This is a genomic window from Vibrio sp. HM8-C, assembly GCF_058630515.1.
In genome coordinates, this window is sequence record NZ_JBMMKS010000024.1 from 20419 (window position 1) to 43815 (window position 23397).

22 protein-coding genes and 1 pseudogene are annotated in these 23397 nt (G+C 43.4%); 14 read left to right on the top strand and 9 right to left on the bottom strand.

Translation table 11 applies throughout. The features are described 5' to 3' along the window. Nucleotides 1–323: 323 nt before the first annotated feature. Nucleotides 324–1952, top strand: a complete 1629-nt coding sequence (locus tag ACOSVQ_RS19740; RefSeq protein ID WP_491984145.1) for a methyl-accepting chemotaxis protein — start codon at nt 324–326, stop codon at nt 1950–1952. A gap of 228 nt (nt 1953–2180) precedes the next feature. Continuing rightward, entirely contained in the window at nt 2181–2891 is a 711-nt protein-coding gene (locus tag ACOSVQ_RS19745) for a hypothetical protein (RefSeq protein WP_491984146.1), read from the top strand. A gap of 17 nt (nt 2892–2908) precedes the next feature. Here ACOSVQ_RS19745 and ACOSVQ_RS19750 read toward each other — a convergent pair whose 3' ends face one another. Both ACOSVQ_RS19750 and ACOSVQ_RS19755 read right to left on the bottom strand, forming a co-directional pair. After that, on the bottom strand, nt 2909–3073 hold the full coding sequence (locus tag ACOSVQ_RS19750; protein WP_491984147.1) for a hypothetical protein: 165 nt from the start codon (nt 3071–3073) through the stop codon (nt 2909–2911). 198 nt (nt 3074–3271) lie between these two features. Further along, on the bottom strand, nt 3272–6142 hold the full coding sequence (locus ACOSVQ_RS19755) for a polysaccharide lyase family 8 super-sandwich domain-containing protein (protein WP_491984148.1): 2871 nt from the start codon (nt 6140–6142) through the stop codon (nt 3272–3274). 307 nt (nt 6143–6449) lie between these two features. On the opposite strand from ACOSVQ_RS19755, the gene ACOSVQ_RS19760 reads away from it, so the two are divergent. Then, nucleotides 6450–7079, top strand: a complete 630-nt coding sequence (locus ACOSVQ_RS19760) for a TetR family transcriptional regulator C-terminal domain-containing protein (protein ID WP_491984149.1) — start codon at nt 6450–6452, stop codon at nt 7077–7079. Between the two features lie 85 nt (nt 7080–7164). Here the strand turns inward: ACOSVQ_RS19760 and ACOSVQ_RS19765 are convergent, their stop codons facing one another. The 6 genes and pseudogenes from ACOSVQ_RS19765 to ACOSVQ_RS19790 form a co-directional block, all read right to left on the bottom strand. Next, nucleotides 7165–7917 carry a transporter substrate-binding domain-containing protein gene (locus tag ACOSVQ_RS19765; RefSeq protein WP_491984150.1) on the bottom strand — a complete coding sequence of 251 codons (753 nt, stop codon included), beginning with the start codon at nt 7915–7917 and terminating at the stop codon, nt 7165–7167. A gap of 23 nt (nt 7918–7940) precedes the next feature. Further along, nucleotides 7941–8822, bottom strand: coding sequence for a DMT family transporter (locus tag ACOSVQ_RS19770; protein WP_491984151.1), 882 nt, complete (start codon nt 8820–8822; stop codon nt 7941–7943). A gap of 9 nt (nt 8823–8831) precedes the next feature. Beyond that, entirely contained in the window at nt 8832–9515 is a 684-nt protein-coding gene (locus ACOSVQ_RS19775; RefSeq protein ID WP_491984152.1) for an ABC transporter permease, read from the bottom strand. A 10-nt stretch (nt 9516–9525) separates the two neighbouring features. Further along, nucleotides 9526–10236 (bottom strand): ABC transporter permease, encoded by a 711-nt coding sequence (locus tag ACOSVQ_RS19780; RefSeq protein ID WP_491984153.1) that lies wholly within the window; start codon nt 10234–10236, stop codon nt 9526–9528. Between the two features lie 9 nt (nt 10237–10245). Further along, complete coding sequence (locus ACOSVQ_RS19785; protein WP_491984167.1) at nt 10246–11025, bottom strand: ABC transporter ATP-binding protein; 780 nt, start codon at nt 11023–11025, stop codon at nt 10246–10248. Between the two features lie 99 nt (nt 11026–11124). Beyond that, nucleotides 11125–12258, bottom strand: a pseudogene (locus ACOSVQ_RS19790) (pyridoxal phosphate-dependent aminotransferase); the annotation flags it as partial. A gap of 484 nt (nt 12259–12742) precedes the next feature. On the opposite strand from ACOSVQ_RS19790, the gene ACOSVQ_RS19795 reads away from it, so the two are divergent. The 4 genes from ACOSVQ_RS19795 to ACOSVQ_RS19810 all read left to right on the top strand — a co-directional run bounded on the left by ACOSVQ_RS19795 (nt 12743) and on the right by ACOSVQ_RS19810 (nt 16120). Next, nucleotides 12743–13687, top strand: coding sequence for an HlyD family secretion protein (locus tag ACOSVQ_RS19795; protein ID WP_491984154.1), 945 nt, complete (start codon nt 12743–12745; stop codon nt 13685–13687). Between the two features lie 8 nt (nt 13688–13695). Next, on the top strand, nt 13696–14622 hold the full coding sequence (locus ACOSVQ_RS19800) for an ABC transporter ATP-binding protein (RefSeq protein ID WP_491984155.1): 927 nt from the start codon (nt 13696–13698) through the stop codon (nt 14620–14622). Further along, nucleotides 14619–15716 carry an ABC transporter permease gene (locus ACOSVQ_RS19805; RefSeq protein ID WP_491984156.1) on the top strand — a complete coding sequence of 366 codons (1098 nt, stop codon included), beginning with the start codon at nt 14619–14621 and terminating at the stop codon, nt 15714–15716. The genes ACOSVQ_RS19800 and ACOSVQ_RS19805 overlap by 4 nt, the downstream gene beginning before the upstream one ends. Nucleotides 15717–15892: 176 nt before the next feature. Beyond that, on the top strand, nt 15893–16120 hold the full coding sequence (locus ACOSVQ_RS19810; RefSeq protein ID WP_491984157.1) for a hypothetical protein: 228 nt from the start codon (nt 15893–15895) through the stop codon (nt 16118–16120). 69 nt (nt 16121–16189) lie between these two features. On the opposite strand, the gene ACOSVQ_RS19815 is transcribed toward ACOSVQ_RS19810, so the two are convergent. After that, entirely contained in the window at nt 16190–16438 is a 249-nt protein-coding gene (locus ACOSVQ_RS19815) for a DUF1289 domain-containing protein (protein ID WP_491984158.1), read from the bottom strand. Nucleotides 16439–16828: 390 nt separating this feature from the next. Between ACOSVQ_RS19815 and rbsD the strand changes: the two genes are divergently transcribed. The 7 genes from rbsD (at nt 16829) to ACOSVQ_RS19850 (ending at nt 23375) form a co-directional block, all read left to right on the top strand. Further along, nucleotides 16829–17248: a D-ribose pyranase gene (gene rbsD / locus ACOSVQ_RS19820; protein WP_491984159.1), complete on the top strand. Its 420-nt coding sequence runs from the start codon at nt 16829–16831 to the stop codon at nt 17246–17248. Between the two features lie 33 nt (nt 17249–17281). Next, entirely contained in the window at nt 17282–18787 is a 1506-nt protein-coding gene (gene rbsA, locus ACOSVQ_RS19825; protein WP_491984160.1) for a ribose ABC transporter ATP-binding protein RbsA, read from the top strand. After that, a complete protein-coding gene (rbsC, locus tag ACOSVQ_RS19830) occupies nt 18784–19767 on the top strand; it encodes a ribose ABC transporter permease (RefSeq protein WP_491984161.1) in 984 nt (327 codons plus the stop codon). The genes rbsA and rbsC overlap by 4 nt, the downstream gene beginning before the upstream one ends. Before the next feature lie 57 nt (nt 19768–19824). After that, nucleotides 19825–20703, top strand: a complete 879-nt coding sequence (rbsB, locus tag ACOSVQ_RS19835; protein ID WP_491984162.1) for a ribose ABC transporter substrate-binding protein RbsB — start codon at nt 19825–19827, stop codon at nt 20701–20703. Nucleotides 20704–20833: 130 nt separating this feature from the next. Further along, a complete protein-coding gene (rbsK, locus tag ACOSVQ_RS19840) occupies nt 20834–21754 on the top strand; it encodes a ribokinase (RefSeq protein WP_491984163.1) in 921 nt (306 codons plus the stop codon). Between the two features lie 14 nt (nt 21755–21768). Further along, nucleotides 21769–22770 (top strand): substrate-binding domain-containing protein, encoded by a 1002-nt coding sequence (locus ACOSVQ_RS19845; RefSeq protein ID WP_491984164.1) that lies wholly within the window; start codon nt 21769–21771, stop codon nt 22768–22770. Nucleotides 22771–22934: 164 nt separating this feature from the next. Then, a complete protein-coding gene (locus ACOSVQ_RS19850; protein WP_491984165.1) occupies nt 22935–23375 on the top strand; it encodes an META domain-containing protein in 441 nt (146 codons plus the stop codon). The last annotated feature ends 22 nt before the right edge of the window (nt 23376–23397 follow it).

The following is a 23397-nucleotide window of genomic DNA, read 5'->3' on the forward strand; positions in this document are numbered from 1 at the left end:
CAAGCCAATCATTAACACTTTGATTTATTTACAAAACTATTAATTTAAGTTTTTTCTAATTGTCGTAATTACTCTAATTTTGTTGTTATTCAGACAATTACAACCAATAGCCAAACACCTATAGAACAATCCTCTGTCGACATGACGTATTCAAACGCGGATATTCCAAAGTTCAACAAATTCACATTTTATCGACATGACCTGAGGTATTGATGCATATAGACAAGTCGCTTTACAGCTATTTTGTTTTTCAACTAAATTAAAACAAACAATAAAAAAGATCGTCAGTGTTGTATTTGAATTTTTATCACATGAGGTGATTTATGTTCGGGATAGTAACTAAGAGCATTCGAGCAAAACTTTCAATATCCATGGGAATAGCTGTTGTATCGCTCATCATTCTATTTGTTAGTTATGGATCGCTAACGAAAAAACTGAATAACGGTGTCGATAGTTTTGGTCACCAGTTCATTCCATCCGTCTCCTTCGTTTTAAACGCAGACCGAGATTTATATCAAGCCTATGTGGCGCAATTACACTATTTGCTAAGCCCTGGCAAAGAAGACTTACAAGATTTTAAAGACAATGCGAAGCAAGCTTATGACCGCATGATGAAGTTTAAAAGTCTTATGAGTACTCACCCAACCGTCACTGCCAAAGTGAATGATTTTGATAACCGCTTTAAAAAGTGGGAGCAATCATCCAATGAATTCTTCAAATTGGTAGACAACGGCAATACAAAAGAAGCCGAAACTTTGCTTGGTTCTACGGTATCTCAAGATTTTGAGAACTTACGACAGCTCTACGACGTTGCTAGCCAAGAACTCGATACTCAAGCGAATGCTGAAGTCACTATGTTCTCAGAAGAAACAGCAGACATGCAGTTCTATATGTTAGTGTTTGTTGCCTTCATCATCATCGTCACCGCTGTATTAAGTTACCTAGTACCTAAAGTATTGGTAAGTAGCGTAAACGATCTAACAAAACGCATTAAAGAGATCAGTGAAGGTGATGGTGATTTAACACAGAGAATTAACTCTCAACGTAGCGATGAACTTGGTAAATTGGCTTCTGCTTTTGATGATTTTGTCGCGAAACTTCAAACCCTTATTTCTGAAATATCATTGAGCAGCACATCGCTTGATAACAACGCCGTACAACTGGCGAATACACACGAAAATGCTCAACACGTAAGCAATGAACAAACTAGAAGCATTGAGCAAATTGCCGCAGCAGTGAACGAGTTCAGTGTGTCTATTCGAGAAGTCGCCGAACGGACTTTAAGTACCGCCAGCGAAACAGACCATACCGCTGAACTGACATCTCAAGGTATGAAAGTGGTCGAGAACTCCGTTGACGAAATTCGCCAGCTTGCAAACTCCATTAAGAAAGCAAATCAAGTAATCGAACAGCTATCGAATGAGTCAAATAACATCGCAACAGTGCTTGAAGTGATTCGCAATATTGCAGAGCAAACAAACTTGTTGGCACTGAACGCGGCTATCGAGGCTGCGCGCGCAGGCGAACAAGGACGCGGATTCGCGGTGGTTGCCGACGAAGTTCGCTCACTTGCCAGCAAAACACAAAAATCGACAGAAGAAATTCAGACCATGATCGACAAGCTACAAAATGGTGTGAAAGACGCAGTGAACTCGATTTTGGACGGTTCAAACCGAGTAGAGAAAAACGTAGAACTCTCTTTGAATATTCAGCAAATGTTCGAGTCCATCCAGTCATCTGCGACCATAGTGAGTGATATGGCAACACAAATAGCCACTGCGACTGAGCAGCAAAGTAGCGTATCAGAAGAGCTAAGTGCCAACCTTGAACACTTAAATGAACAAAATCGTGTTAGCCAAGGTTTGTCTGATGAAATTAACGACGTAGCAAAACTGGTCGGCAAATCTGTCGGTAAACTGTCTAAAGATGTAGGTCAGTTCAAAATCCGCTAACTGATTTAATTTCTTTAGGCTGAACAAATTCAGTAAGAAAAAATACAGTAAGAAACTAATTCAGTAAAAAACAAAAGGAGCTCCTTCAGGGGCTCCTTTTTGTTTTAGGTCGCAATTAAGGTACAAGAGAGATTGCTATGAAGGACGATATGTCCTTGGTTTCATGTTTATAATGACGTTAGCAACCTTTCACCAATACTTACATCGAATCGATATAGAGACAGACCTATGACAAAGATACTCAGTTACCTAGCCCATTACCGATTTAGCCACATCCTTGTATCACTTAAACAAATGATGTTGCTGACAATCATTTCACTATGTTCCAGCACTGCTGTTTATGCCACGGACACTCTACAAACTGAAACCCTACCTAAGAAGGCTCCCGTTCTCGATGTCAACGTCAATTCAGTAAATGTTGAACTGACGACCGTTGGTGAGGCAACAAAGCAGTTAGCCGAAGCCATGCAGGCTTTGTCAGGCTCTCTGGATACATTGGCGAAAAGCGATGTGGAACTGTCACCAGAGAATCAGCAAAAGCTATCAGAAATGATCGGTAGCGCGACACAATTAACCAACTCAGTAAATGGAATGCTAGAAACCATTCCAACCACCGCTCGCGAGCTGCCTCAGGTGAATGATTCACTTGCAGGAATTGCGCTTAGCTTAGAATCGATTAATAACGACGTTCTAGAGATACTTGCTCAGTATCCTGACTTCGTTAGTAACACCGAAAAACTATTTGAGGTATCTAAGGATCACATTCCGAGCATCTCTCTCAATGTTTTAGATAACGTGCTTTGGAAGCTGATCATCACTCTCATTATTGTGGTGGCGATTATCCTGCTGCTAGCCGTAGGTTTGCCTGTCGCGTTCATTTACGGCGTCGTAGCGAAGCCTAAAAAAGCCCTATTGGAAAAATTGGAAGCGAAGAAATAGGATGAACGAAGAAGTTATTACGATTGCTTCGCCGTCTGCTCTAGATTGCGAAGCGGCTTTTTCGGCATAAAGTAATCGCAGGCAACTCTCGTTGCGGTCGTAGGTTGTTCCCAAGCTCCACACAAATCTTTTTGGTTATCCGGAGTTCGAGAAAACTGTCTGCATTGTCCACATTTGTTCATAGAAGTTGTCTCCTTCAACTTAACAGTGACAAGAGTTCACATTAGCCAGAACAGTTGCTGTCTACTTTGATCCAAAGCAGACGAAAAGTATTAAGTGGAAATCATTACCCGTCTAGAGATAAAAAACGGTGGCAAATGCCACCGTTTTTGAATAGTTGTTGAATAAAAGCTGCTTGCTTCTTTAGCTATTCAGCTTGCCTATCTTTCAATATCCAATAATGGAATTTGTTCGGTTTCATCTGAGCCAAACGCCACATAGCCCTCACTTGCATTTTCAAACATCAAGCTTAATACACCTTGCTTGCGTGATGCTTCCACCAGTTCAGTAATATCTAACTCAACCCACTGCTTCTTGTCTGTATCACTAATCGTCAACGCCTGATTTATTGGCAATGCGCTACCATCGACATCATTCCATGTCACGTGGCTTTCATGCCAATCGTTGTTGTCTAGCTTAAGAACATTGATGATTTGCTCGCCCACTCCGTTTACGTCTCGCACATGAAGTTTCAACACCGCTTTTTTAACTGGTGTAGCCGCGATTCGATCAAGATTGAATTTAACCAAGGATTTAGATGTCTTTAACGCATTCTCCTGTTGCGATTCCTTATCAGCGATTTGCCCTACGTACAAATCCCAGCGAGAGACTATGTCAAAGTTCTGATCTGCGTAGCGTCCACCTTGAATTTCTGTGTCTGCTTCTGCAAATAATTGGAACTCAGTTTGAATTGCCAACGCTTTCTGTTCATCAACAAGCTGAACATGACGAAACGTGTTATCAACTTTGTCATTCCAAGCAAAAGTCACTGTTTTACCTGTTTCTGAGTCAGTGCCTGGAGTCAGAATTGAATGCGTAACATCACCGTATTGTGCTGAAACAAGTGTCAACTCAAGTGGTGCATAACTTTGCCCCGGTGTAGATACACTCAACTTCGGTTTTTCACCACTTTCATCAATCAACAGTACACTGGGAAGATTCGCTTTAACCACCATTCCTTTGCCAAGTGCTATTTCTCCTGCTTCATGGAACACCACACCAGTGATGTTGAGACCGTTGTGACGAACAACTTGAAGCTGCTCTGTATTGGCGATAACAGTGACAGGCATGTTAGACGCATATGCAGCAACCTGCTCAGCATTTGTTGCCGGAAGGATAATGTATTGATAGTTCTGGTTGGCGGGTTTTACTCCATGGTTCATTGATATAGTAAACACGTCTTTACTTACTTGATCTGCAGAACTTGCAGTACGAATAGCATTCCATGAACCAGTTTGAGTTTGATTCGACAACTTACCATTCCAGTTGTCTGGGAAAACATAACCTACGTTGTCATGGTGAACCCACTTCGCATTGGCTAGAGTGCGTTGCCCCTGCTCAACCGTCATACCATCAACGGTGACTTCACCATTAAGTAAAACTTGGTTGACTGACGTATTGACGTTTTCATGGTGAGTGGAATAGATACCTGCGCCCAGTGCAACTACCTCATCAGCAAAACTGAACCATGCTTTTTTAGCTCTGGTTTTGCCCTTGCCTTCTCCATACTGATAGAAATTGGGTTGAGTTGAATGTGCAGTTTCCGCATGTCGTATTTCGATATCCAGATCCAAGACCGTCACGCCGACATTTCCGTTGGATACACCGCCAACAAAGGAGACATCAGGTTGCATGATTCGCCCCCAATCAGCTGCTTGCCCTACATATTCGGGAGCAGTGACACCCGGAACCAGCGCCCAATCCCAAACGGGGAAAATGTTGTGATACTCGTTGCCACGTTGCAGTAAGAAAGTACTGCCAAAGCCTAACCAGAAGCCTTTTAGATTCTCTCCATTCCCTGCTTCCGCAGGTTCAACGCGCTGCGAGTTCATACCGATACTGAACATGTGACTGTCTGCTGATTTCACAGAATAATCACTGCGCCAGAAGTGCTTAAATCCATTCAAACCAGATCCTGCATTTCCGTATTCATGCCGTTTAAAACTTTCTGCTTCTTGAGCGCGGTCTGGTGCCCACTTCGCTACCAGATCCATCGGCGTATTCTGTGGCAGAGTATCTGAATTAACTGGCTGAAATTCTGAGGATTTAACACGGCTAATTCCGCGGCTCATGGTGTTGTAATCCCATTGACCGTGACGTTTAGACCAACGCTGTCCATCCATCATGTAAGAAACAAGAATGTTGGTTTTTTCTGTCGCAAACTGCCAAGGTAGACCATCAACAAAACCAGCCCACTTAGCCGCAGCATCAAACCATACAGGACCATAACCTGAGGTGTATAACTGTGGACCGTGCTGATGAAATGAAAAATCAGCTTGAATACCTTCCGCAGTGCCGATAGTAATCGTCGCTTCAATGTCAGAGATCGCCTTACTAACCATTTCTGCATCACCGGTTAGCAAACCTCTGTTTAACACCGCCAGCGCAATGTCAGTACGGTTCGCAGCTTTAGGGATTGGACTGTTGGGGTTATTGGGAGAATAGTTAGGCGTATCAGGTAGATTTTGAGCAATTCTCTCTAACAAACTGTTATCTAAAGCATCCTTAGCCATGACCGCACTGTAACCAATACGTTTAGGAATACCGATATCATGCCACCACCAGTTCCAGCTTTGCGGGTTTGCATCTAACCAAAACGTAAGCGCCTGACTGACAGCTTTGCCTAATTCTGATGTCGGCTTTTGATTGTATTGCGCTGACAATATAACCAATCGATCAAGATGCAAGCTAGGCTGCCAGCCCGGTTTTTCTACCTGTTGATAGTTAATATCGCCCCAAGAGCCTTGTTGGGAAATTGAAGAGAGATACTCACCAGCCAAAACTTCCAATGTCTTGCCCTGCTTTTTGGCTGAAGCTTCAGAACTTGCCACAAAATCAGGAATAACTCTTTGTTTTAACGTCTCAAAGTCTTGTTGGCTTGCATTCATCGACTTAACTTCAGGCTCATTATTACCCACAGTTTGCTTGGTATCATTGGTGTGCGTTTGTGTCTCAGATGTCGGTGGATTCTCATTGCACCCCATCACTGCCATTAAAGAGATGGCTAACAGTGAATATTTAAAAGTTTTCACATTTTATCCTTATTTATTAACCAGTTGACGAACTGGAAGCATCATAAAAAGGAAGCTAAACCGTACGTTACCCACAGTTGAAGTTTATGAGATCAGATGTTGATATTTAGAAATTAAAAACAATAAAAATTAAAAATGCGATCAGAGATAAGATTCAAGAACCCGTGATTAACATCAAACAATAATGAAAAATTAAATTAAATACAAAGCAGAGATAAATAACAAAAGAATTGTTTTCAATATAAATATATAATCAAATAAAATTGAACACTCACACAGACAAATCCCAATCCAAAATGAATATTTTATGAAAATAAAAAAATTTGATAGATATGAACCAGACGAACGAAAAGCGCTATTAATCAGTAGCGCGTTACGATGTTTAATATCTGAAGGATATTCTGGTTTATCTGTTCGTAAAATAACCAAAGAAGCCAACGTATCTCAAGGATTAGTGAACCATCACTTTGGCTCAGTTTATAACCTCATCGCTCAGACTTATAACGTTATCTCTAACGATTTCCTTCAGTCGGTACAAGAGCAAATCCAAGCAAGCTCAGGTAGTGCAGCCGAGAAGTTGGACATTTTTTTCCGTGAAAACTTCTCAGAAGAAGCTCTAGATCCTGATTTACTGAAAGCATGGTTAGTTTTCTGGAGTTTAATTCGAGATTCTCAAGAAATGGCAGACACTTATAACCGAGTGAATAATGAAACTCTGTCATTATTAGAAGAGTTATTGACTAATATAAGTGTGGAAGAAAAGCTCAGCATTGATAACATTTCAATGGCTACACAAAGTTTAATGGCATTATTAGATGGACTTTGGGTAAGAGAAACCTTATTTGATAATAAAAGAAAATCTGAGAACAAAGAAAGTTATGATGCTCTTACCATTGCAAGAAATTGGCTAAAAGGATATAGAGCAGAAATATTCTAGTTATATAAAACAATAATCAGAGGCAATAATTCCGCCTCTGATTATTCATTAAACATTCGATAAACCAACGTTTAGTAGTAAATTATTACGGCGCAATATTAGTTCCAAAATATTGCATTGAAAGTTTGTCATAATAATCACTCTTCACTAAAGCTGTAATAGCACCACTCAGTTTTTGTTCTAGCGCGGTATCATCTTGGCGTACTGCTGCACCAATGCCTTGACCTAACATCGGCTCGTAATTCACTTTGCCATAGTATTCTAAGCCTGCTTTGTTGCTATTGAAGAATTCTGTCGCTGGGATATCGTCTGCAATCATGTAATCGATACGTCCTGCTAACAAGTCCGCGTTTACTGCATCTTGAGTATCGTATTGGCGAACTTCAGCCCATTTGCCAACTTTTTCCTGAGCGTAAAAAGCCGCGATAGTTGAAGTCTGAACACCGATAATTTTGCCTTTTAGTGCATCTTTTTCAAATGCAAATTTCTGACCTTCTAAACCCACAACCGCAGGTAGAGTGTTGTAGTAAGGCTTGGTGAACAATACTCTCTTAGCACGTTCATCGGTAATGGTCATAGAAGCAAAAATTGCGTCTACCTTATCGGCAACGAGCGCTGGAATAATGCCATCCCATGCAATTTCTTTAATTTCGCAATTAAGACTCGCATCACTACAGATCTTATTAATCAAATCAATTTCGAAACCCTTCCACGAACCATCTGCTTGTTTAGTCGCAAACGGTGGATAGGGTTCTGCAGCTACTGCAACACGTACGGTGTCTGCTGCCTGAATTGAGAATGTCGCGAGTAACGCTGATAACAATAGTGCCTTTTTCATATAACTCTCCTTGTTGTATATCCTTAAGACTCTGCATTAACCATCAATGATTTCGTTTTACGATCATTAGCAATAATCGACACTAACCCACTGATTGCAATAAGTACGGCTCCTGAGATCAGGAAGGCATTAGGCTCATCTCCCCAGATCAAAAATGAGAACAAAAATGCCCAAATAAGCCCTGTATATTCAATTGGTGCTAGCACCGTTGCTTCTACGTGTTCGAAGCTGACAAAAAGTAAATACTGCCCCAGACCACCAATCAGACCGGTTAATAGCATCACCATGATGGTACTGTTGTCCCAAACGGTGAAGGTGAAAGGTAGGCTCAGCCCCGTCATCAAAACAAACATGCCATTGGCGGCAAACATCTGCATCAGTACCGAAGCCTTGCCAGCAAGTTGTCTAAGTAGCACATAGGTGTATGCCCATAAAAGCGCTGAGAACAGTGCGTAAAAGACGGATAATGCTTGGCTGGTAAAACTTGGGCGAGAGGCCACTAAGACGCCGACAAAACCAATAACGACACTTGCCCACTGCATTGGCGTTGGCTTTTCTTGAAGAAAGGCGACCGCTAACACCACAACGATAACTGGCGCTGAATAATACAATGTCGTCATCTGCGCTAGAGTGAGTTCCTTGGCTGATAAGTAATAAAATACCCAAGCCAACCCAGCGATGAAGCTTCGCCACATCAAAGGTTTTAGTACTGGTGAAGCTAGAGTTTGAGAAACTAATTGACGACGCCCAATCGCTAAACAAACCAACAGCATGGTCAGGCTGCGCCAGAATAAAAGCTCAGCAACCGAGAAGTCTGCGACCATCCATTTCATTACCGCGTCTTGCACAGAGAATGACGCATAAGCCGCGAAGCAGAGTACTATTCCTTTGTTAATGCTTAACATGTTTATCCTCTATCGACGCGCTGGAATTTTCTGTTCGATTCTGGCGAACACAAATTCAATCAAATACGTCATCACAATGTAAATCACAGCAACAACCAACAAGGGCTTATAGATTTCAAAGGTGATTGAGCGAAGTCTGTTCGCGGCTCCTAAGAGATCCACCACCGCAATTGTCGAAGCCAGTGCCGTCGACTTAAGAAGCAGTACCGTTTCTCCTGCGAGTGTGGGTGCGAGTTGATACAGCGCACGAGGCAAACGAACTCGCAACATCGCTTTGGTGGCGGTCATACCAAATGAGCGAGCGGCTTCCACTTCACCTTTCGGTACAGACAATAATCCACCACGGATCACCTCTCCTAAATAGGCTGCGGTTGAAAGAATCAACGCAAAAGCTACATACCAGAAACCATCTCTTAAATAGGGCCAAAGAAAGCTTGAACGTATTCCTGGCATCTGCGAAAACAGCGTGCCCAATCCGTAGTAATAGATATAGATCTGTACCAGCAAGGGCGTTCCACGAATCACACTGGTAAAAGCAAACGCAGGATAGGCAATAAGTCGATTGTTCGAGATGCGAGCAATACCCACGCCTACCGCGAACACAAAACCGAGTACTAACGAGATAATCAAAAGCAGCGTGGTCACTTTCAAACCACTCAGCACAAGATCTGCATATTCAATAATGAAGTCCATCAGTCTCTCCTTAGTGTTTAGGCTGCCAGCGGCGTAAATGCTGTTCCAGCAATCTCAACAAGAAGCTTGAAGCGAGCGTAATGAGGTAATAAATCACGGCGGCGGCAAGGAAAAAGACCAAATATTCTCGTGTTGAACCACCAGCCTGTTTCGCTGTGTAAAGCAACTCGTTGGTTCCAACCACACTAATAAGCGCACTGTCTTTGATAAGGTTTACCCAAAGGTTTGAAAGCCCTGCCAAGGCATTGGGCGCCATCATAGGCAATGTGACACGAAAGAATAATTTCTTACCGCTCATACCATACGCATGCCCTGCTTCGACTTGTCCAATATTGACTGACTGGATAGCACCACGAAAAATCTCAGAGGCATAAGCGCCCTGCACTAAACCCAGTACCACAATCGCAACGGGCATACCCGCGATTTCAATATCTCCAAACCCTAAAGCAGAAGCGAAATAGTTAATTAGTGTGCTACCGCCATAAAATAAAACGATGATCAGGAGCAACTCAGGGACAGCGCGACAAACCGTGGTGTAGCCTTTTGCTACTGTGTTTACAGCCGGCGAACCTTGCAGCTTGGCGATAGCAGTCAATAGACCAATTATGATTCCGACTAAAAATGCTCCCACAGAGATCTGCATCGTAACCACTGCGCCCTCAAGCAAGGCATTCCCCCAGCCGTTCTCACCAAAACCAATAAGTTGAAATACATCGTTCATATTCAACTCCTAACCACGGTTATGCTGAGCGTTAATAAACTGACGACACCGTTCGCTGGTTGGGTTATTAAACAAAGACGCCGGAGTGCCTTGTTCTTCAATAATGCCCTGATGCAGAAATGCAACATGAGAAGAAACTTCGCGCGCAAATGCCATTTCATGCGTCACCAGAATCATGGTTCTGCCTTCCTCCGCCAAAGAGCGGATAACTTTAAGCACTTCGCCAACCAATTCTGGGTCGAGAGCTGATGTAGGTTCATCGAACAGCATTGCTTTAGGTTCAACCGCCAACGCCCTCGCAATCGCTACTCGTTGCTGCTGACCACCGGACAAAAAGCCCGGATAAGCATCTTTTTTATGAGCCATTCCCACACGTTCCAGTAGAACTTCTGCACGCTCAATCGCTTCTGCTTTGGATTCACCAAATACATGAATAGGTGCTTCAATCAGGTTCTCTAAAACAGTGCGGTGCGGCCACAAGTTAAAATTCTGGAAAACCATGCCCAACCGAGAACGGATATCAAGCAGTTGACGCTGATCTCTCACATAAGGTTCACCGCGATTATCAATGGCCGTCTCGATGCCTTCTCCATTGATGTACACCAACCCTTTGTTAGGCACTTCAAGCATATTGATACAACGAAGCAAAGTACTTTTGCCCGAACCAGAACCACCAATAAGAGAGATGACTTCACCTTCACGTGCCGTCAGCGAAACACCTTTCAGCACTTCATGATCACCAAAGTTTTTGTGCAAATCGACCACTTCAATCACTTTCTTCGGTAACACGATTTCAGGTTGTTTCACGCTGTTAAACCTTGATACGGTCTGAACGTGAGTAATGCCGTTTTCGACCAGTTCACTGACAAAGCGGGTAATGCGTTTACAGGCATCAGCGAGCTTCTCTTCACTAATCGCAAAGGAAAGTCTGACAAAACCTTGTGTTGCTTCGCCAAAAGCCGAAGCATCCAACGTTGAAACTTGAGAATGTTCAAATAACTTCCAAACAAATTGTTTACTGGTCATCCCAAGCTGACGAATATCGAGCAATACAAACATGCCTGAATCCGGTCTCAGTACCGTCAAGGATGGACAGTTCGCTAGGCCCTCACACACCACGTTACAACGTCTACGATACACTTCTCGCATATCCGCGGAGATATTGTCGTAATGTTGCATCGCAGTGATGGCAGCTTGTTGAATAAAGCCCGGTAATCCATAAAACATATTGAGTAGCAAGCGATCTACGTGTTCAATGAGCTGGGTATTGGCAATCATCCAACCCACACGCCAACCTGTCATGGCATGGGATTTAGATAGGCTTCCAAGTACCACAGTACGCTCAGCCATTCCTTCCAGTTCACGAATGCAGATGTGCTCTTTTTCAAACGCCAGAGCGCAATAAACCTCATCAGATACCACCCATAAGTCAAACTCAACAGCAATATCCGCGATCTCTTGCAGCTCGTCTCTATCAAGCATTCTTCCGGTCGGGTTATTAGGGTTAGCAAAGAATATTGCTTTGGTTTTAGGGGTAACTGCGCTGCGTAAAGCCTCCGCATTCAAGCGAAAATATTCATCCGTATTGGTTTTAACAAGGACAACCTTTGCTCCAGAAGCGCTAAGCGTGGCTTCATATGTCAAATAAGCAGGATCAAGAACCAGCACTTCATCGCCTTCGTTGAGCAGACATGCTGCAGAACAATAAAGACCATTTTGGGCTCCGGGAACAATGATGATGTTGTCTTCAGTTATTGGATGAACAGCACTCTGATTGTGTTTAGCAGCAATGGCTCTGCGCAGTTCAGGATAGCCTTGAATATCTGAATAATGAGTATCACCTTCATTAATCGCTTGTATTAGGCGATCACAGATAACATCGGGTGTTTTAAAATCAGGGTCACCGACGCTGAGTACAATAACATCCTCACCCGCTCTTTCTGCTTCAAGTGCTTTCACGTGAATTTCCCACGCGTCACCACCTTCACTTTTTAGTCGCTCAACAAACGGTGAATATTTCATGCTACTGACTCCCTTTTCAGCCAATCCAATGCTGCTTTCATCCTTGATAGAATCGAGCCTACAACAAAAATGTACGATCGTTCAACAAGCAAAATTGACAATTTATACAAATGTATAAAACGCATTAAATCAGTGCATTATCCGGCCGTTTTTGGTGCGCAAGAAAAGTGATGTAGCAAGGACAATGTATGGTGAAAAACTGAACATGAAATAAACCACCGCCCAAATACGGTGCATAAAAATATTTTTTGTAGCCCACCCTATTCAAGCTGATTTCACGTAAAAGAAACTTAACAAGGTTAGAGTGAAGACAATGTCTCAAATGGAGTACAAAGCTCATTTTGTGCACAAAGCGGTTTGCTAGCTCACACCCTTGATGAATAATGTGTGCAAGAAAGCCCTTAACGAACATAAACTTATAAAGCGTATTCTTCGTCTCAGTTAAAAACCGAATTGTTCTCTATAGATTTCAATGGAGCCTTTTATGAAACCACTCGGCACTACCTTGCTCCTTCTCTCCTTGCTTGTTGGCTGTACACCAGACGACAGCGCGCAGGCTCTTGGTACATTAGAAAGAGATAGAGTCACTTTTTCTGCCACCAGCAATGAAATCATTCGAGAATTACCAGTAAAAGAAGGCAGCCAAGTCAAAATTGGTGACGTTCTAGTTAAGTTGGACACAACCAGCCAACAAGCCGTTCTTGCACAAGCCATCGCGCAGCAATCAAAGGCGAATGCTTATCTGACCAAGTTAACCAATGGTGAACGCCCTGAAGATATTGCTGTCGCTCAAGCAAAAGTGACCTTAGCGACGGCAAAATTGACTGAAGCCAACAAAAACTATCGCCGCAAAGCAGAGCTAGTTTCTAAAAACCTTATAAGCGAATCTGAGAAAGATACTGCACTCTCAGCGCGAGATTCGGCAAAAGCAGAAGTAGATTCTGCCAAAGAAGAGTTTGCAAAACTTACCGCTGGTACACGAGTTGAGGATATTGAGCAGGCAAAAGCAGAACTAGCAGCCGCTATCGCCAACACCGCAGTTCAACAGCAAAAACTCAACGAACTAACCATAGTAGCAACACGAGATGGAGTTTTAGATAACCTGCCCTACAATCTCGGTGAACGCGTTTCTGTGGGTAGCATTGTTGCCGTAGTTCAAGCCAATAACTCACCTTTTGCTCGCGTATACGTACCTGAGCCTTACCGCGTTAAATTAACCCAAGGCACCGCTCTGGATGTGCACGTTGATGGCTTAGATAAAACCTATAAAGGAACATTGCGCTGGATAGCCAACGAGCCATCATTTACTCCCTATTATGCCCTTACAGAAAATGAGCGTGCGCGCTTAATGTATCTGGCAGAAATCGACTTGGCGGAAGAGGCTCAAGAGCTTCCTTCAGGAATTCCGGCTCAAGTCGATTTACCTTAGGAGTGACGATGAGCGAATACGCAATTCAGGCAAATGATGTCGTTAAGAAATTTGGTGATTTCACCGCGATAGAGGGTATCAATTTAAATGTTCCAAAAGGCAGCATTTATGGTTTTCTAGGTCCCAATGGTTGCGGTAAATCCACCACTATTCGAGTTCTTACTGGTTTGCTCAGCCCTACTTCTGGTTCCGTAAATGTTCTGGGATTAGAGATCCCCAAACAATCTGAGCTACTACGTCTTAAAATCGGTTACATGACACAGAAGTTTTCACTCTACGACGAACTCACCGTTGAAGAAAACTTGCAGTTCATGGGGCAAATATTTGGTATGAACCGCAAAGCACTGACTCTGCGAACCAATGAACAGTTAATCACTTACGGACTCGATAAGCGAAGAAAGCAACGCGTATCAAGCATGAGTGGTGGTCAGAAGCAGCGTCTAGCTTTAGCCGCCGCCACTATGCACAATCCAGAACTGCTGTTTCTTGATGAACCAACCTCAGCGGTCGACCCAGAAAACCGACGCGAATTTTGGGAACAATTGTTTGACCTATCTTCTCAAGGCACAACCATTCTCGTCACCACCCACTATATGGATGAAGCCGAGCGTTGCCATAGGCTTGCTATTATGGAAGCCGGTGAAATACGAGCTGACGATGAACCAGAAAAGCTTATGCAGCAGATGGGGGTAAACGTGGTCGAAGTCAAAACAACAAATCTTCGTAAACTTAAAGAACAACTTATTGCTCGACCAGAAATTCGTTCTGCGGCGCAATTGGGCGTTCGCCTGCGCGTATTAATACACAGAGAAATCGAAAACCCAATCGAATGGTTAAAGACCATTGAACCCAGCTTACAAAATGCAGAACTGGTCATTGCACGCCCAAGTCTTGAAGATGTATTTGTCACTGTGACGGGGAAAGGACGCCAATGAATAGCCTATTTCGAATGAAAGCAGTGATGATTAAAGAACTTCGTCAACTGTCTCGTGACCGCATCACGTTTGGCATGGTGGTCATGATTCCGCTGATCCAGTTATTGTTGTTTGGCTTTGCTATCAACACAGATGTGCGCAACATCCCTGTGGCAGTGGTTGATCAAAGCCAGAGTACTTTTGGTCGCTTACTCACAGAATCGGTTAAAGTAACCCAAGTTGTTACTGTCACGGAACAATTCGCAACCGCTAAACAGGCAGAACAAGCTATACAACAAGGGGATGTACGAGCTGCACTTATTTTGCCAAAGGATTTACTGCAACGTTTACAAGAAGGCAGAGAACTTGGGCAATGGCTGGTTGATGGTTCAGACACCATTATTGCCGGTTCAATCATGGGCTTAAAAGCCATGCCTCTGACTGACTTTGATTTCAACATTAAGCCAGCAAGCACGCCTACGTTCGAGATCACCCTACTTTACAACCCCAGTCGCCGATCTGCGGTCAACATCGTTCCCGGTCTTTTGGGCGTGATACTGACAATGACGATGATTCTTTTTACCAGCGCCGCCATTGTGCGTGAAAGGGAAAGAGGTAATCTCGAACTGCTCATCACAACGCCTGTACACCCTATCGAGTTGATGGTGGCTAAAATCGTCCCTTACATTTTCGTTGGTTTGATTCAGGTATTTATCATTCTAGGCTTAGGACATTTTATTTTTGGCGTTCCTATTAACGGTGATATCAGCCAGATTTTATTTGGCACTTTACTCTTCATTTCCGCCAGCTTAACGCTCGGTCTTATGATCTCGACATTAGCGAACACGCAGCTTCAAGCAATGCAGATGACGGTGTTTATTTTGCTGCCTTCCATTCTGCTCTCGGGTTTTATCTTTCCTTATGAAGGAATGCCCGTTTTGGCTCAATGGATAGCCGAAGTATTGCCCGCTACACACTTCATGCGATTGATACGAGGCATAGTCCTTCGAGGAGCTGATTTGGTGGATTTGTGGAAGGACACTGCATGGCTGGCCGGATTTACACTTCTTGGCCTCATCGTCGCTTCTATGAGATTCAAAAAGTCCTTGGATTGAGACGACAAAAATGGCTTGAGAACTCGTCGCAACTCATTATTGAATGACGCTTTCATGGTATCTCAAACAACTTTGTGAACGATTACGCATTAGAAAAAATATGGCTTGATCTTCGTTGACTAAAAAATGAGCAGATCCTAACTTTTTTAATGGTCACATCGTTTACGGAGGTCGAAATGAAACGCGCGAGTAATAGCTATCGTTTGCAACTCATCAAAGAAGTTGCTATCAGAACACAAGCATCTAACGCCGATCCAACTGACCCTATGGCTTGCCATATACGAGCGATCATGTCCGAACAGCATAATTCTGAACCATTTAGAGAGATGAATAGCAAATTCAACGGCTTACACTTTGACGCCCATGCGGGTGGCTGGGTAAGCGATCGTTGGACTTTAAAGTAAGCTCCTCTTAAGAGCCCACCATAATAAAGCTGCTTGCAATTACTGATTAGGTAAGGGTTATTGATTGCTTCAAAACAATGATTGTTGCGGGCTTTCGGATTCGGAAGCCCCTTCGTTTGAAGCCTTACCTTGAGCCACTTTTCTGCGATAACGTTGTCGACATAACTTGATGACGTGTATTTGCTGTGCAGGTGTCATCTCCAGCCAGCCAAAACGCTCTTCACGTTTACGCATACACCCACGGCAGTACCCTTTATCGTCCATAGAGCAAACACCAATACAAGGACTGGGGACAGTAAAAAATTCGAGCTGTTCCATTACATTTCCTTCTGTTTGGTGACTGGATATCAAAATGAACCTCAGTGACTTGTTCGTCGACTTAGAATGTTGATTAACAGTTATAAGTATAGAAAAGAGAAGTTTCAATCAACAAATTCTAGCCAAATTGAGCAGTTGTACATTTCCTACGTAAGTTTAAGTGCGCCTTCTTCATCAGATAGAAAAACAAAGTGATGGTGATCACTTTATTTTTAGCTGATTCATCTATTTCATCGATCATTGTCACACACGAAATCTCTCATCCTACCCAAGTTAAATCGAATGACCTAGCATTCATCGAAACGTTTCGATGAACTGTTTTTTTACCGTTACTGCGATAAAAACACTTTGTTCCAGCGACTAAACATTTGCGAATACAAAGGTAAAACAATGAAAAAAAGCGCCCTACTGAACTCAGAACTTTCTTATTTGACTGCCACCCTTGGCCATACCGATGAGATCACCATCTGTGATGCAGGTTTACCTATTCCTGAAGAAACTCTCCGTATTGATTTAGCGTTAACTCATGGAATTCCAAGCTTTCTGGACACAGTTCGTGTGATTCTTTCTGAATCTCAAATCGAAGGTGTGGTGATGGCAACTGAGTTTGCTCAAGTAAGCCCTGAGCTTCATGCTGCTTTGCTTCAAGAACTTAAAGATGAAGAGAGCCGCTGTGGTAAGAGCATTGAAGTTGCCTACGTATCTCATGAAGAATTCAAAGTGCGCACACAAGATAGCCGCGCTGTGATCAGAACGGGTGAATGCACACCTTACGCAAACGTCATTTTCCAAGCTGGTGTGGTTTTTTAATTCCATCCCCCACTCGAAGATTGAGGAATGAGTATGACTCAACCAATTTTAGCGCTAACCAATATCGACAAATCCTTTCCAGGGGTTAAAGCGCTCGACCAAGCAGGACTGCGTGTATATCCCGGTCGTGTAATGGCACTGATGGGTGAAAATGGCGCAGGCAAATCAACCCTGATGAAAGTGCTAACTGGCATCTACACCAAAGATGCTGGTGATATTCAATATCAAGGTCAAACAGCGGCTTTCAAAGGTCCAAGAGATTCGCAACATGCAGGTATCAGTATTATTCACCAAGAATTAAACCTGATCCCTGAACTGACAATTGCTGAGAACATCTTTCTTGGTCGCGAAAAAACCAGTTCTATGGGACGTATCCTTTGGAATGAAATGTATCAAGAAGCAGACAAACTTCTTGCCCGTTTGAATGTGAAATACAGCTCTAAGGCTCTGCTCGGCACTCTAAGCCTAGGCGAGCAACAGATGGTAGAAATTGCTAAAGCTTTATCGTTTGAATCCAAAGTCATCATCATGGATGAACCGACCGATGCTTTGACCGACACAGAAACCGAATCGCTATTCAAAGTGATTAATGAACTGCGCGATCAAGGCTGTGGCATTGTCTATATCTCTCACCGTTTGAAAGAGATTTTCGAAATCTGTGATGACGTGACCGTACTGCGTGACGGCAAATTCATCGGAGAATGCCCAGTTGCAGACATCAATGAAGACGGTCTAATTGAAATGATGGTTGGTCGTAAACTGGAAGAACAGTATCCACGAGTTGAAGTTAAGCATGGTGATACGTGCCTTGAAGTGATCGGCTTAACTGGTTCAGGTGTTCACAACGTAAGCTTCACACTTAAAAAAGGCGAAATACTTGGCGTTTCAGGCTTGATGGGCGCAGGTCGTACCGAGTTAATGAAAGTGATCTACGGAGCTCTGCCTTCGGAGCGCGGAGTTATTAATCTCAACGGTCGCACTATAAACCCAGTAAGTCCTCAAGACGGCTTGATAAACGGCATTGCCTACATTTCCGAAGACCGTAAAGGTGACGGGCTTGTATTAGGTCTTTCTGTGAAAGAAAACATGTCATTGTGCGCCTTGGATAAGCTTTCGAAAGGCATTCAACTGCAACATAGCGACGAAGCTATCGCAGTGGAAGACTTTATCCAGTTGTTCAATATCAAAACCCCATCAAGAGACCAGATCATCGGCAACTTGTCTGGTGGTAACCAGCAAAAAGTCGCTATCGCAAAAGGTCTGATGACCAAACCAAAAGTATTGATCCTTGATGAACCGACTCGCGGTGTCGATGTGGGTGCAAAAAAAGAAATCTATCAGCTCATCAATAAGTTCAAAGCTGAGGGAATGAGCATCATCTTGGTCTCTTCGGAAATGCCAGAAGTGTTGGGTATGAGCGATCGCATTTTGGTAATGCATGAAGGCCGAATCAGTGGCGAATTTTCTGCTAAAAACGCCAACCAAGAAAATCTATTAGCGTGTGCCGTTGGTAAAACGGTGAACGAGGAAGCAGCATGAGTACTAATACTATGAATAAAACAAATTCTGTCAGCGAAAAGAAACTGCTGAGCAAAGAGTGGCTAATCGAACAGAAATCACTCATCGCTCTATTAGTTCTGATCGTTATTGTTTCTTTTTTAAATCCGAACTTCTTCACGATTGATAACCTGTTGAACATTCTTCGTCAGACGTCAGTAAACGCCATCATCGCAGTAGGTATGACGCTGGTTATTCTCACTGGTGGTATCGATTTAAGCGTAGGTTCAGTGCTCGCGCTTTGCGGTGCATTTGCAGCAAGTCTGATTGCTATTGAAGTTCCTGTTTTGATTGCTGTACCTACAGCACTGTTTGCAGGAGCAGCACTAGGTGCCATCAGTGGTTTCATTATCGCTAAGGGTAAAGTGCAAGCGTTCATCGCGACACTAGTAACGATGACATTGCTACGCGGTGGCACAATGGTTTACACCGATGGTCGTCCAATTTCTACCGGCTTTACTGACACTGCAGATGCATTTGCATGGTTCGGTACAGGCTACATGCTAGGTATTCCAGTACCAGTATGGTTGATGGCTATCGTATTCGCTGCTGTTTGGTACCTACTGAACCACACTCGTTTTGGTCGCTATGTTTATGCGTCAGGTGGTAACGAATCAGCAACTCGTCTTTCTGGTATTAACGTAGACAAAGTAAAAGTTGGCGTTTACTCAATCTGTGGTCTTCTTGCGGCTCTAGCAGGCATCATCGTGACTTCACGTCTATCGTCAGCTCAACCAACCGCAGGTATGGGTTATGAGCTAGATGCTATTGCTGCTGTTGTATTGGGCGGCACTAGTCTACTCGGTGGTCGCGGTAAGATTATGGGTACGCTGATTGGTGCTTTGATTATCGGTTTCCTGAACAACGCACTGAACCTACTTGATGTTTCTTCTTACTACCAAATGATTGCAAAAGCAGTGGTTATTCTGCTTGCAGTACTAGTAGACAACAAAAACAAATAACTCGTGAAACAACAGACCTAATTTCGGTTAGGTCTCCCCCAGCATAAGGACTATAAAATGAAAAAATTGGCAACTCTGATTTCAGCAGCACTGTTATCAACCACAGTTTCTGTTTCAGCTCACGCGCAAGATACTATGGCAATCGTAGTTTCTACGTTGAACAACCCATTCTTCGTTACGATGAAAGATGGTGCTGAAGCGAAAGCAAAAGAGTTAGGCTACAACATTATCGTTCTAGATTCACAAAACGATCCAAGTAAAGAGCTTTCAAACGTTGAAGACCTTACTGTACGTGGCGTGAAAGCTATTCTAATCAACCCTACAGATTCAGATGCGGTTTCGAACGCAATTCGAATTGCAAACAATGCGAAAATTCCAGTGTTGACTCTGGACCGTGGTGCGAGCCGTGGCACAGTAGTTAGCCACATTGCTTCAGATAACATCGTTGGTGGTGAAATGGCTGGTCACTTCATCATGGAAAAAGTGGGTGAAAAAGCAAAAGTTATTCAACTTGAAGGTATTGCAGGTACTTCTGCAGCTCGTGAACGTGGTCAAGGCTTCATGAACGCAGTAAAAGGCAGCGAAATGCAACTTCTAGCTAGCCAACCAGCGGATTTCGACCGTACTAAAGGGCTGAACGTAATGGAAAACTTGCTAGCAGCTAACCCAGATGTACAAGCAGTATTTGCTCAAAACGACGAAATGGCACTTGGAGCACTGCGCGCAGTAAAAGCTTCTGGTAAAGATGTTGTCATCGTTGGCTTTGATGGTACTGACGACGGTATCGCAGCGGTAAACCGCGGCCAACTAGCAGCAACGGTTGCACAACAACCAGACATGATTGGTGCACTAGGTGTATCAACAGCAGATCGCGTGCTTAAAGGCGAGAAAGTGGAAGAGTACATCCCTGTTCCTCTAAAAGTTATTACTAAGTAATGATGTATGACACCCTCTCCTCACGGGGAGGGTGAAAATAGACAGTTTTAAGGTTTTGAGTCTCAACACTTTCAAACAAATAGAAACCTTAAACCTCTCTCTTTTTCCTAAAACACTGAGGACAACCTTTATGAATAAGTTGGTGGTATTCGGTAGTGTCAATGCTGACCACGTTCTTCAAGTACCGACTTTTCCTCGCCCAGGCGAAACGCTACACGGTCGTAACTACCAAGTCATCCCAGGTGGCAAAGGTGCAAACCAAGCGGTAGCAGCCGCGCGCTTGAAAGCAGATGTCGGCTTCATCGCCTGTGTAGGTGATGACCCATTTGGTATCAACATTCGCGAAAGCTTCAAAGTTGATGGCATCAATGTGTCGGGTGTGAAACTTCAACCAAACTGCCCTACTGGCATTGCGATGATTCAGGTTTCAGACAACGGCGAAAACAGTATTTGTATTTCAGCAGAAGCCAACGCAAAACTGACAGCAAATGCGATTGAGCCAAATCTAGACCAAATACGCAACGCGCAATATCTACTTGCTCAGCTTGAGACACCACTTGATGGCATTATTAAAGCGGCGCAAGTTGCAAAAAGTGCACAGACAAAAGTTATCTTAAATCCAGCTCCAGCTCGTGAGTTGCCAGACGAACTTCTCAGCTGTGTGGATATCATTACGCCAAATGAGACCGAAGCCGAAGTACTTACAGGTGTCACGGTGTCTGACGATCAAACAGCGCAACAAGCGGCAGATGCACTTCATAGCAAAGGCATCGAAACAGTGATGATTACACTGGGCGCAAAAGGTGTATGGTTAAGCCAACAAGGTAAAGGCAGCATAATCCCGGGATTTAGAGTGAAAGCGACAGATACAACTGCTGCTGGAGACACCTTCAACGGTGCTTTTGTTACTGGCTTGTTAGAACAAATGCCTTTAGAATCAGCGATTAAATTTGCTCATGCAGCCGCGGCGATTTCTGTTACTCGCTTTGGCGCGCAAACCTCTATTCCACAACGCGCAGAGGTTGATGCATTCCTAGCAGAACAAAACTAAAGGATAAAAGTTTCATGGCAACAATGAAGGATCTCGCTAAGCTCGCTGGAGTCTCAACATCAACTGTTAGCCATGTTATAAATAAAACCCGTTTCGTAAGCGATGAGATTGCGGAACGGGTAAACAAAGCCGCTCAAGAACTCAATTATGCCCCTTCCGCTCTAGCCCGCAGCCTTAAGATGAACCGCACCAAAACCATAGGTATGTTGATGACGACATCAACCAACCCTTTCTTTGGTGAAGTAGTAAAAGGTGTCGAACGCAACTGTTATCAGCAAGGTTACAACCTGATTCTGTGTAACACAGAAGGCGACCATGAACGCATGAAAGCCTCTATCAATACTCTGCTGCAAAAACGCGTCGACGGCATTATTTTGATGTGTTCTACATTGGTGGGTGAGCGCATCGATGAGTTTGAACGATACCCAGATATTCCCGTTGTCGTCATGGACTGGGGACCAATGCTGTTTTCCAGCGATAAAATCCAAGACAACTCATTGCTTGGTGGGTACATCGCAACCAAACATCTGATTGAATGTGGTCACAAGCACATCGGCTGTATCACTGGACCTTTACATCATCACCAAGCCCAAATGCGCTATGAAGGTTACAAGCGTGCCCTACGCGAAGCCAAGCTAGAGATTAATCCTGATTGGGTTGTTGAGTCTGACTTTGAATGCCAAGGCGGATACGACTCTTTTAATAAGCTATTAAAATCAGGTTCGCTACCTAGTGCTCTTTTTGTAGGAAACGACATGATGGCTATGGGTGTGATTAACGCAGCGAATGAAAACAATGTTAGCGTGCCAGACGATCTTTCCATTATCGGTTACGACGATATCCACATAGCCAAGTTTATGTCGCCAGCACTAACCACCATCCACCAGCCGAAATATCGACTAGGTAAAGCCGCCGTCGATACCCTCTTAAAAAAGCTCAACAAGCAGAGCAATGAGCCTGAAATCATTCAGCTTGAGCCGACACTCTCGATTCGTAAGAGTGTTAAACAAATATAAGAAATCGCTTACATTTGGCAATTCACTAACAGACAAAACTAATATAAATCAATGATTAACAAATGTTTCACTGTAATTTAAGACTCAATCTATGACCTTATGCTGACAAAAACAGTGTTTTATTGTCTATACTGAGCGGAATTTCCACATTCGGAGTGAAACATATGAAGCTGATTTCAAAATCGCTACTTGCAGCGGTTACGCTACCTGTAATTCTAACGGCTTGTCAAAGTACGGGGGATGAAGTGCAAATTACTGCTCAGGATCTACAACATCACAATTGGGAACTGATCCAAGTTGATGGCAAAGACGTAGTGAAGAATGAACGCTTAAAAACTCCTAGCTTAGAAATCGGCGAGAAAATGATCGCTAATGGTAACGCTGGTTGTAACAACTTCTTTGGCCAAGCAGAACTGAAGGACAACAAGTTCCGTATAGAGAAAATGGGTAAAACCATGAAGATGTGTATTGGTGACATTATGGACACTGAACAGGCGGTTTCTCAAACGCTACAAGACTGGAGTGACATCACGTTAACCAAAGATTCTTTAGTGCTGAAAAACGATGTGCACACACTGACATTCAAACTTAGTGATTACATGTAATCGCTAAGTAGCTAGTCACTAA

Bases quoted from the DNA above. Each gene is read 5' to 3' on its own strand.
- ACOSVQ_RS19740 (WP_491984145.1), top strand. From the start codon at position 324: ATGTTCGGGATAGTAACTAAGAGCATTCGAGCAAAACTTTCAATATCC.
- ACOSVQ_RS19745 (WP_491984146.1), top strand. From the start codon at position 2,181: ATGACAAAGATACTCAGTTACCTAGCCCATTACCGATTTAGCCACATC.
- ACOSVQ_RS19750 (WP_491984147.1), bottom strand. From the start codon at position 3,073: ATGAACAAATGTGGACAATGCAGACAGTTTTCTCGAACTCCGGATAAC.
- ACOSVQ_RS19760 (WP_491984149.1), top strand. From the start codon at position 6,450: ATGAAAATAAAAAAATTTGATAGATATGAACCAGACGAACGAAAAGCG.
- ACOSVQ_RS19765 (WP_491984150.1), bottom strand. From the start codon at position 7,917: ATGAAAAAGGCACTATTGTTATCAGCGTTACTCGCGACATTCTCAATT.
- ACOSVQ_RS19770 (WP_491984151.1), bottom strand. From the start codon at position 8,822: ATGTTAAGCATTAACAAAGGAATAGTACTCTGCTTCGCGGCTTATGCG.
- ACOSVQ_RS19775 (WP_491984152.1), bottom strand. From the start codon at position 9,515: ATGGACTTCATTATTGAATATGCAGATCTTGTGCTGAGTGGTTTGAAA.
- ACOSVQ_RS19780 (WP_491984153.1), bottom strand. From the start codon at position 10,236: ATGAACGATGTATTTCAACTTATTGGTTTTGGTGAGAACGGCTGGGGG.
- ACOSVQ_RS19795 (WP_491984154.1), top strand. From the start codon at position 12,743: ATGAAACCACTCGGCACTACCTTGCTCCTTCTCTCCTTGCTTGTTGGC.
- ACOSVQ_RS19800 (WP_491984155.1), top strand. From the start codon at position 13,696: ATGAGCGAATACGCAATTCAGGCAAATGATGTCGTTAAGAAATTTGGT.
- ACOSVQ_RS19805 (WP_491984156.1), top strand. From the start codon at position 14,619: ATGAATAGCCTATTTCGAATGAAAGCAGTGATGATTAAAGAACTTCGT.
- ACOSVQ_RS19810 (WP_491984157.1), top strand. From the start codon at position 15,893: ATGAAACGCGCGAGTAATAGCTATCGTTTGCAACTCATCAAAGAAGTT.
- ACOSVQ_RS19815 (WP_491984158.1), bottom strand. From the start codon at position 16,438: ATGGAACAGCTCGAATTTTTTACTGTCCCCAGTCCTTGTATTGGTGTT.
- rbsD (WP_491984159.1), top strand. From the start codon at position 16,829: ATGAAAAAAAGCGCCCTACTGAACTCAGAACTTTCTTATTTGACTGCC.
- rbsA (WP_491984160.1), top strand. From the start codon at position 17,282: ATGACTCAACCAATTTTAGCGCTAACCAATATCGACAAATCCTTTCCA.
- rbsC (WP_491984161.1), top strand. From the start codon at position 18,784: ATGAGTACTAATACTATGAATAAAACAAATTCTGTCAGCGAAAAGAAA.
- rbsB (WP_491984162.1), top strand. From the start codon at position 19,825: ATGAAAAAATTGGCAACTCTGATTTCAGCAGCACTGTTATCAACCACA.
- rbsK (WP_491984163.1), top strand. From the start codon at position 20,834: ATGAATAAGTTGGTGGTATTCGGTAGTGTCAATGCTGACCACGTTCTT.
- ACOSVQ_RS19845 (WP_491984164.1), top strand. From the start codon at position 21,769: ATGGCAACAATGAAGGATCTCGCTAAGCTCGCTGGAGTCTCAACATCA.
- ACOSVQ_RS19850 (WP_491984165.1), top strand. From the start codon at position 22,935: ATGAAGCTGATTTCAAAATCGCTACTTGCAGCGGTTACGCTACCTGTA.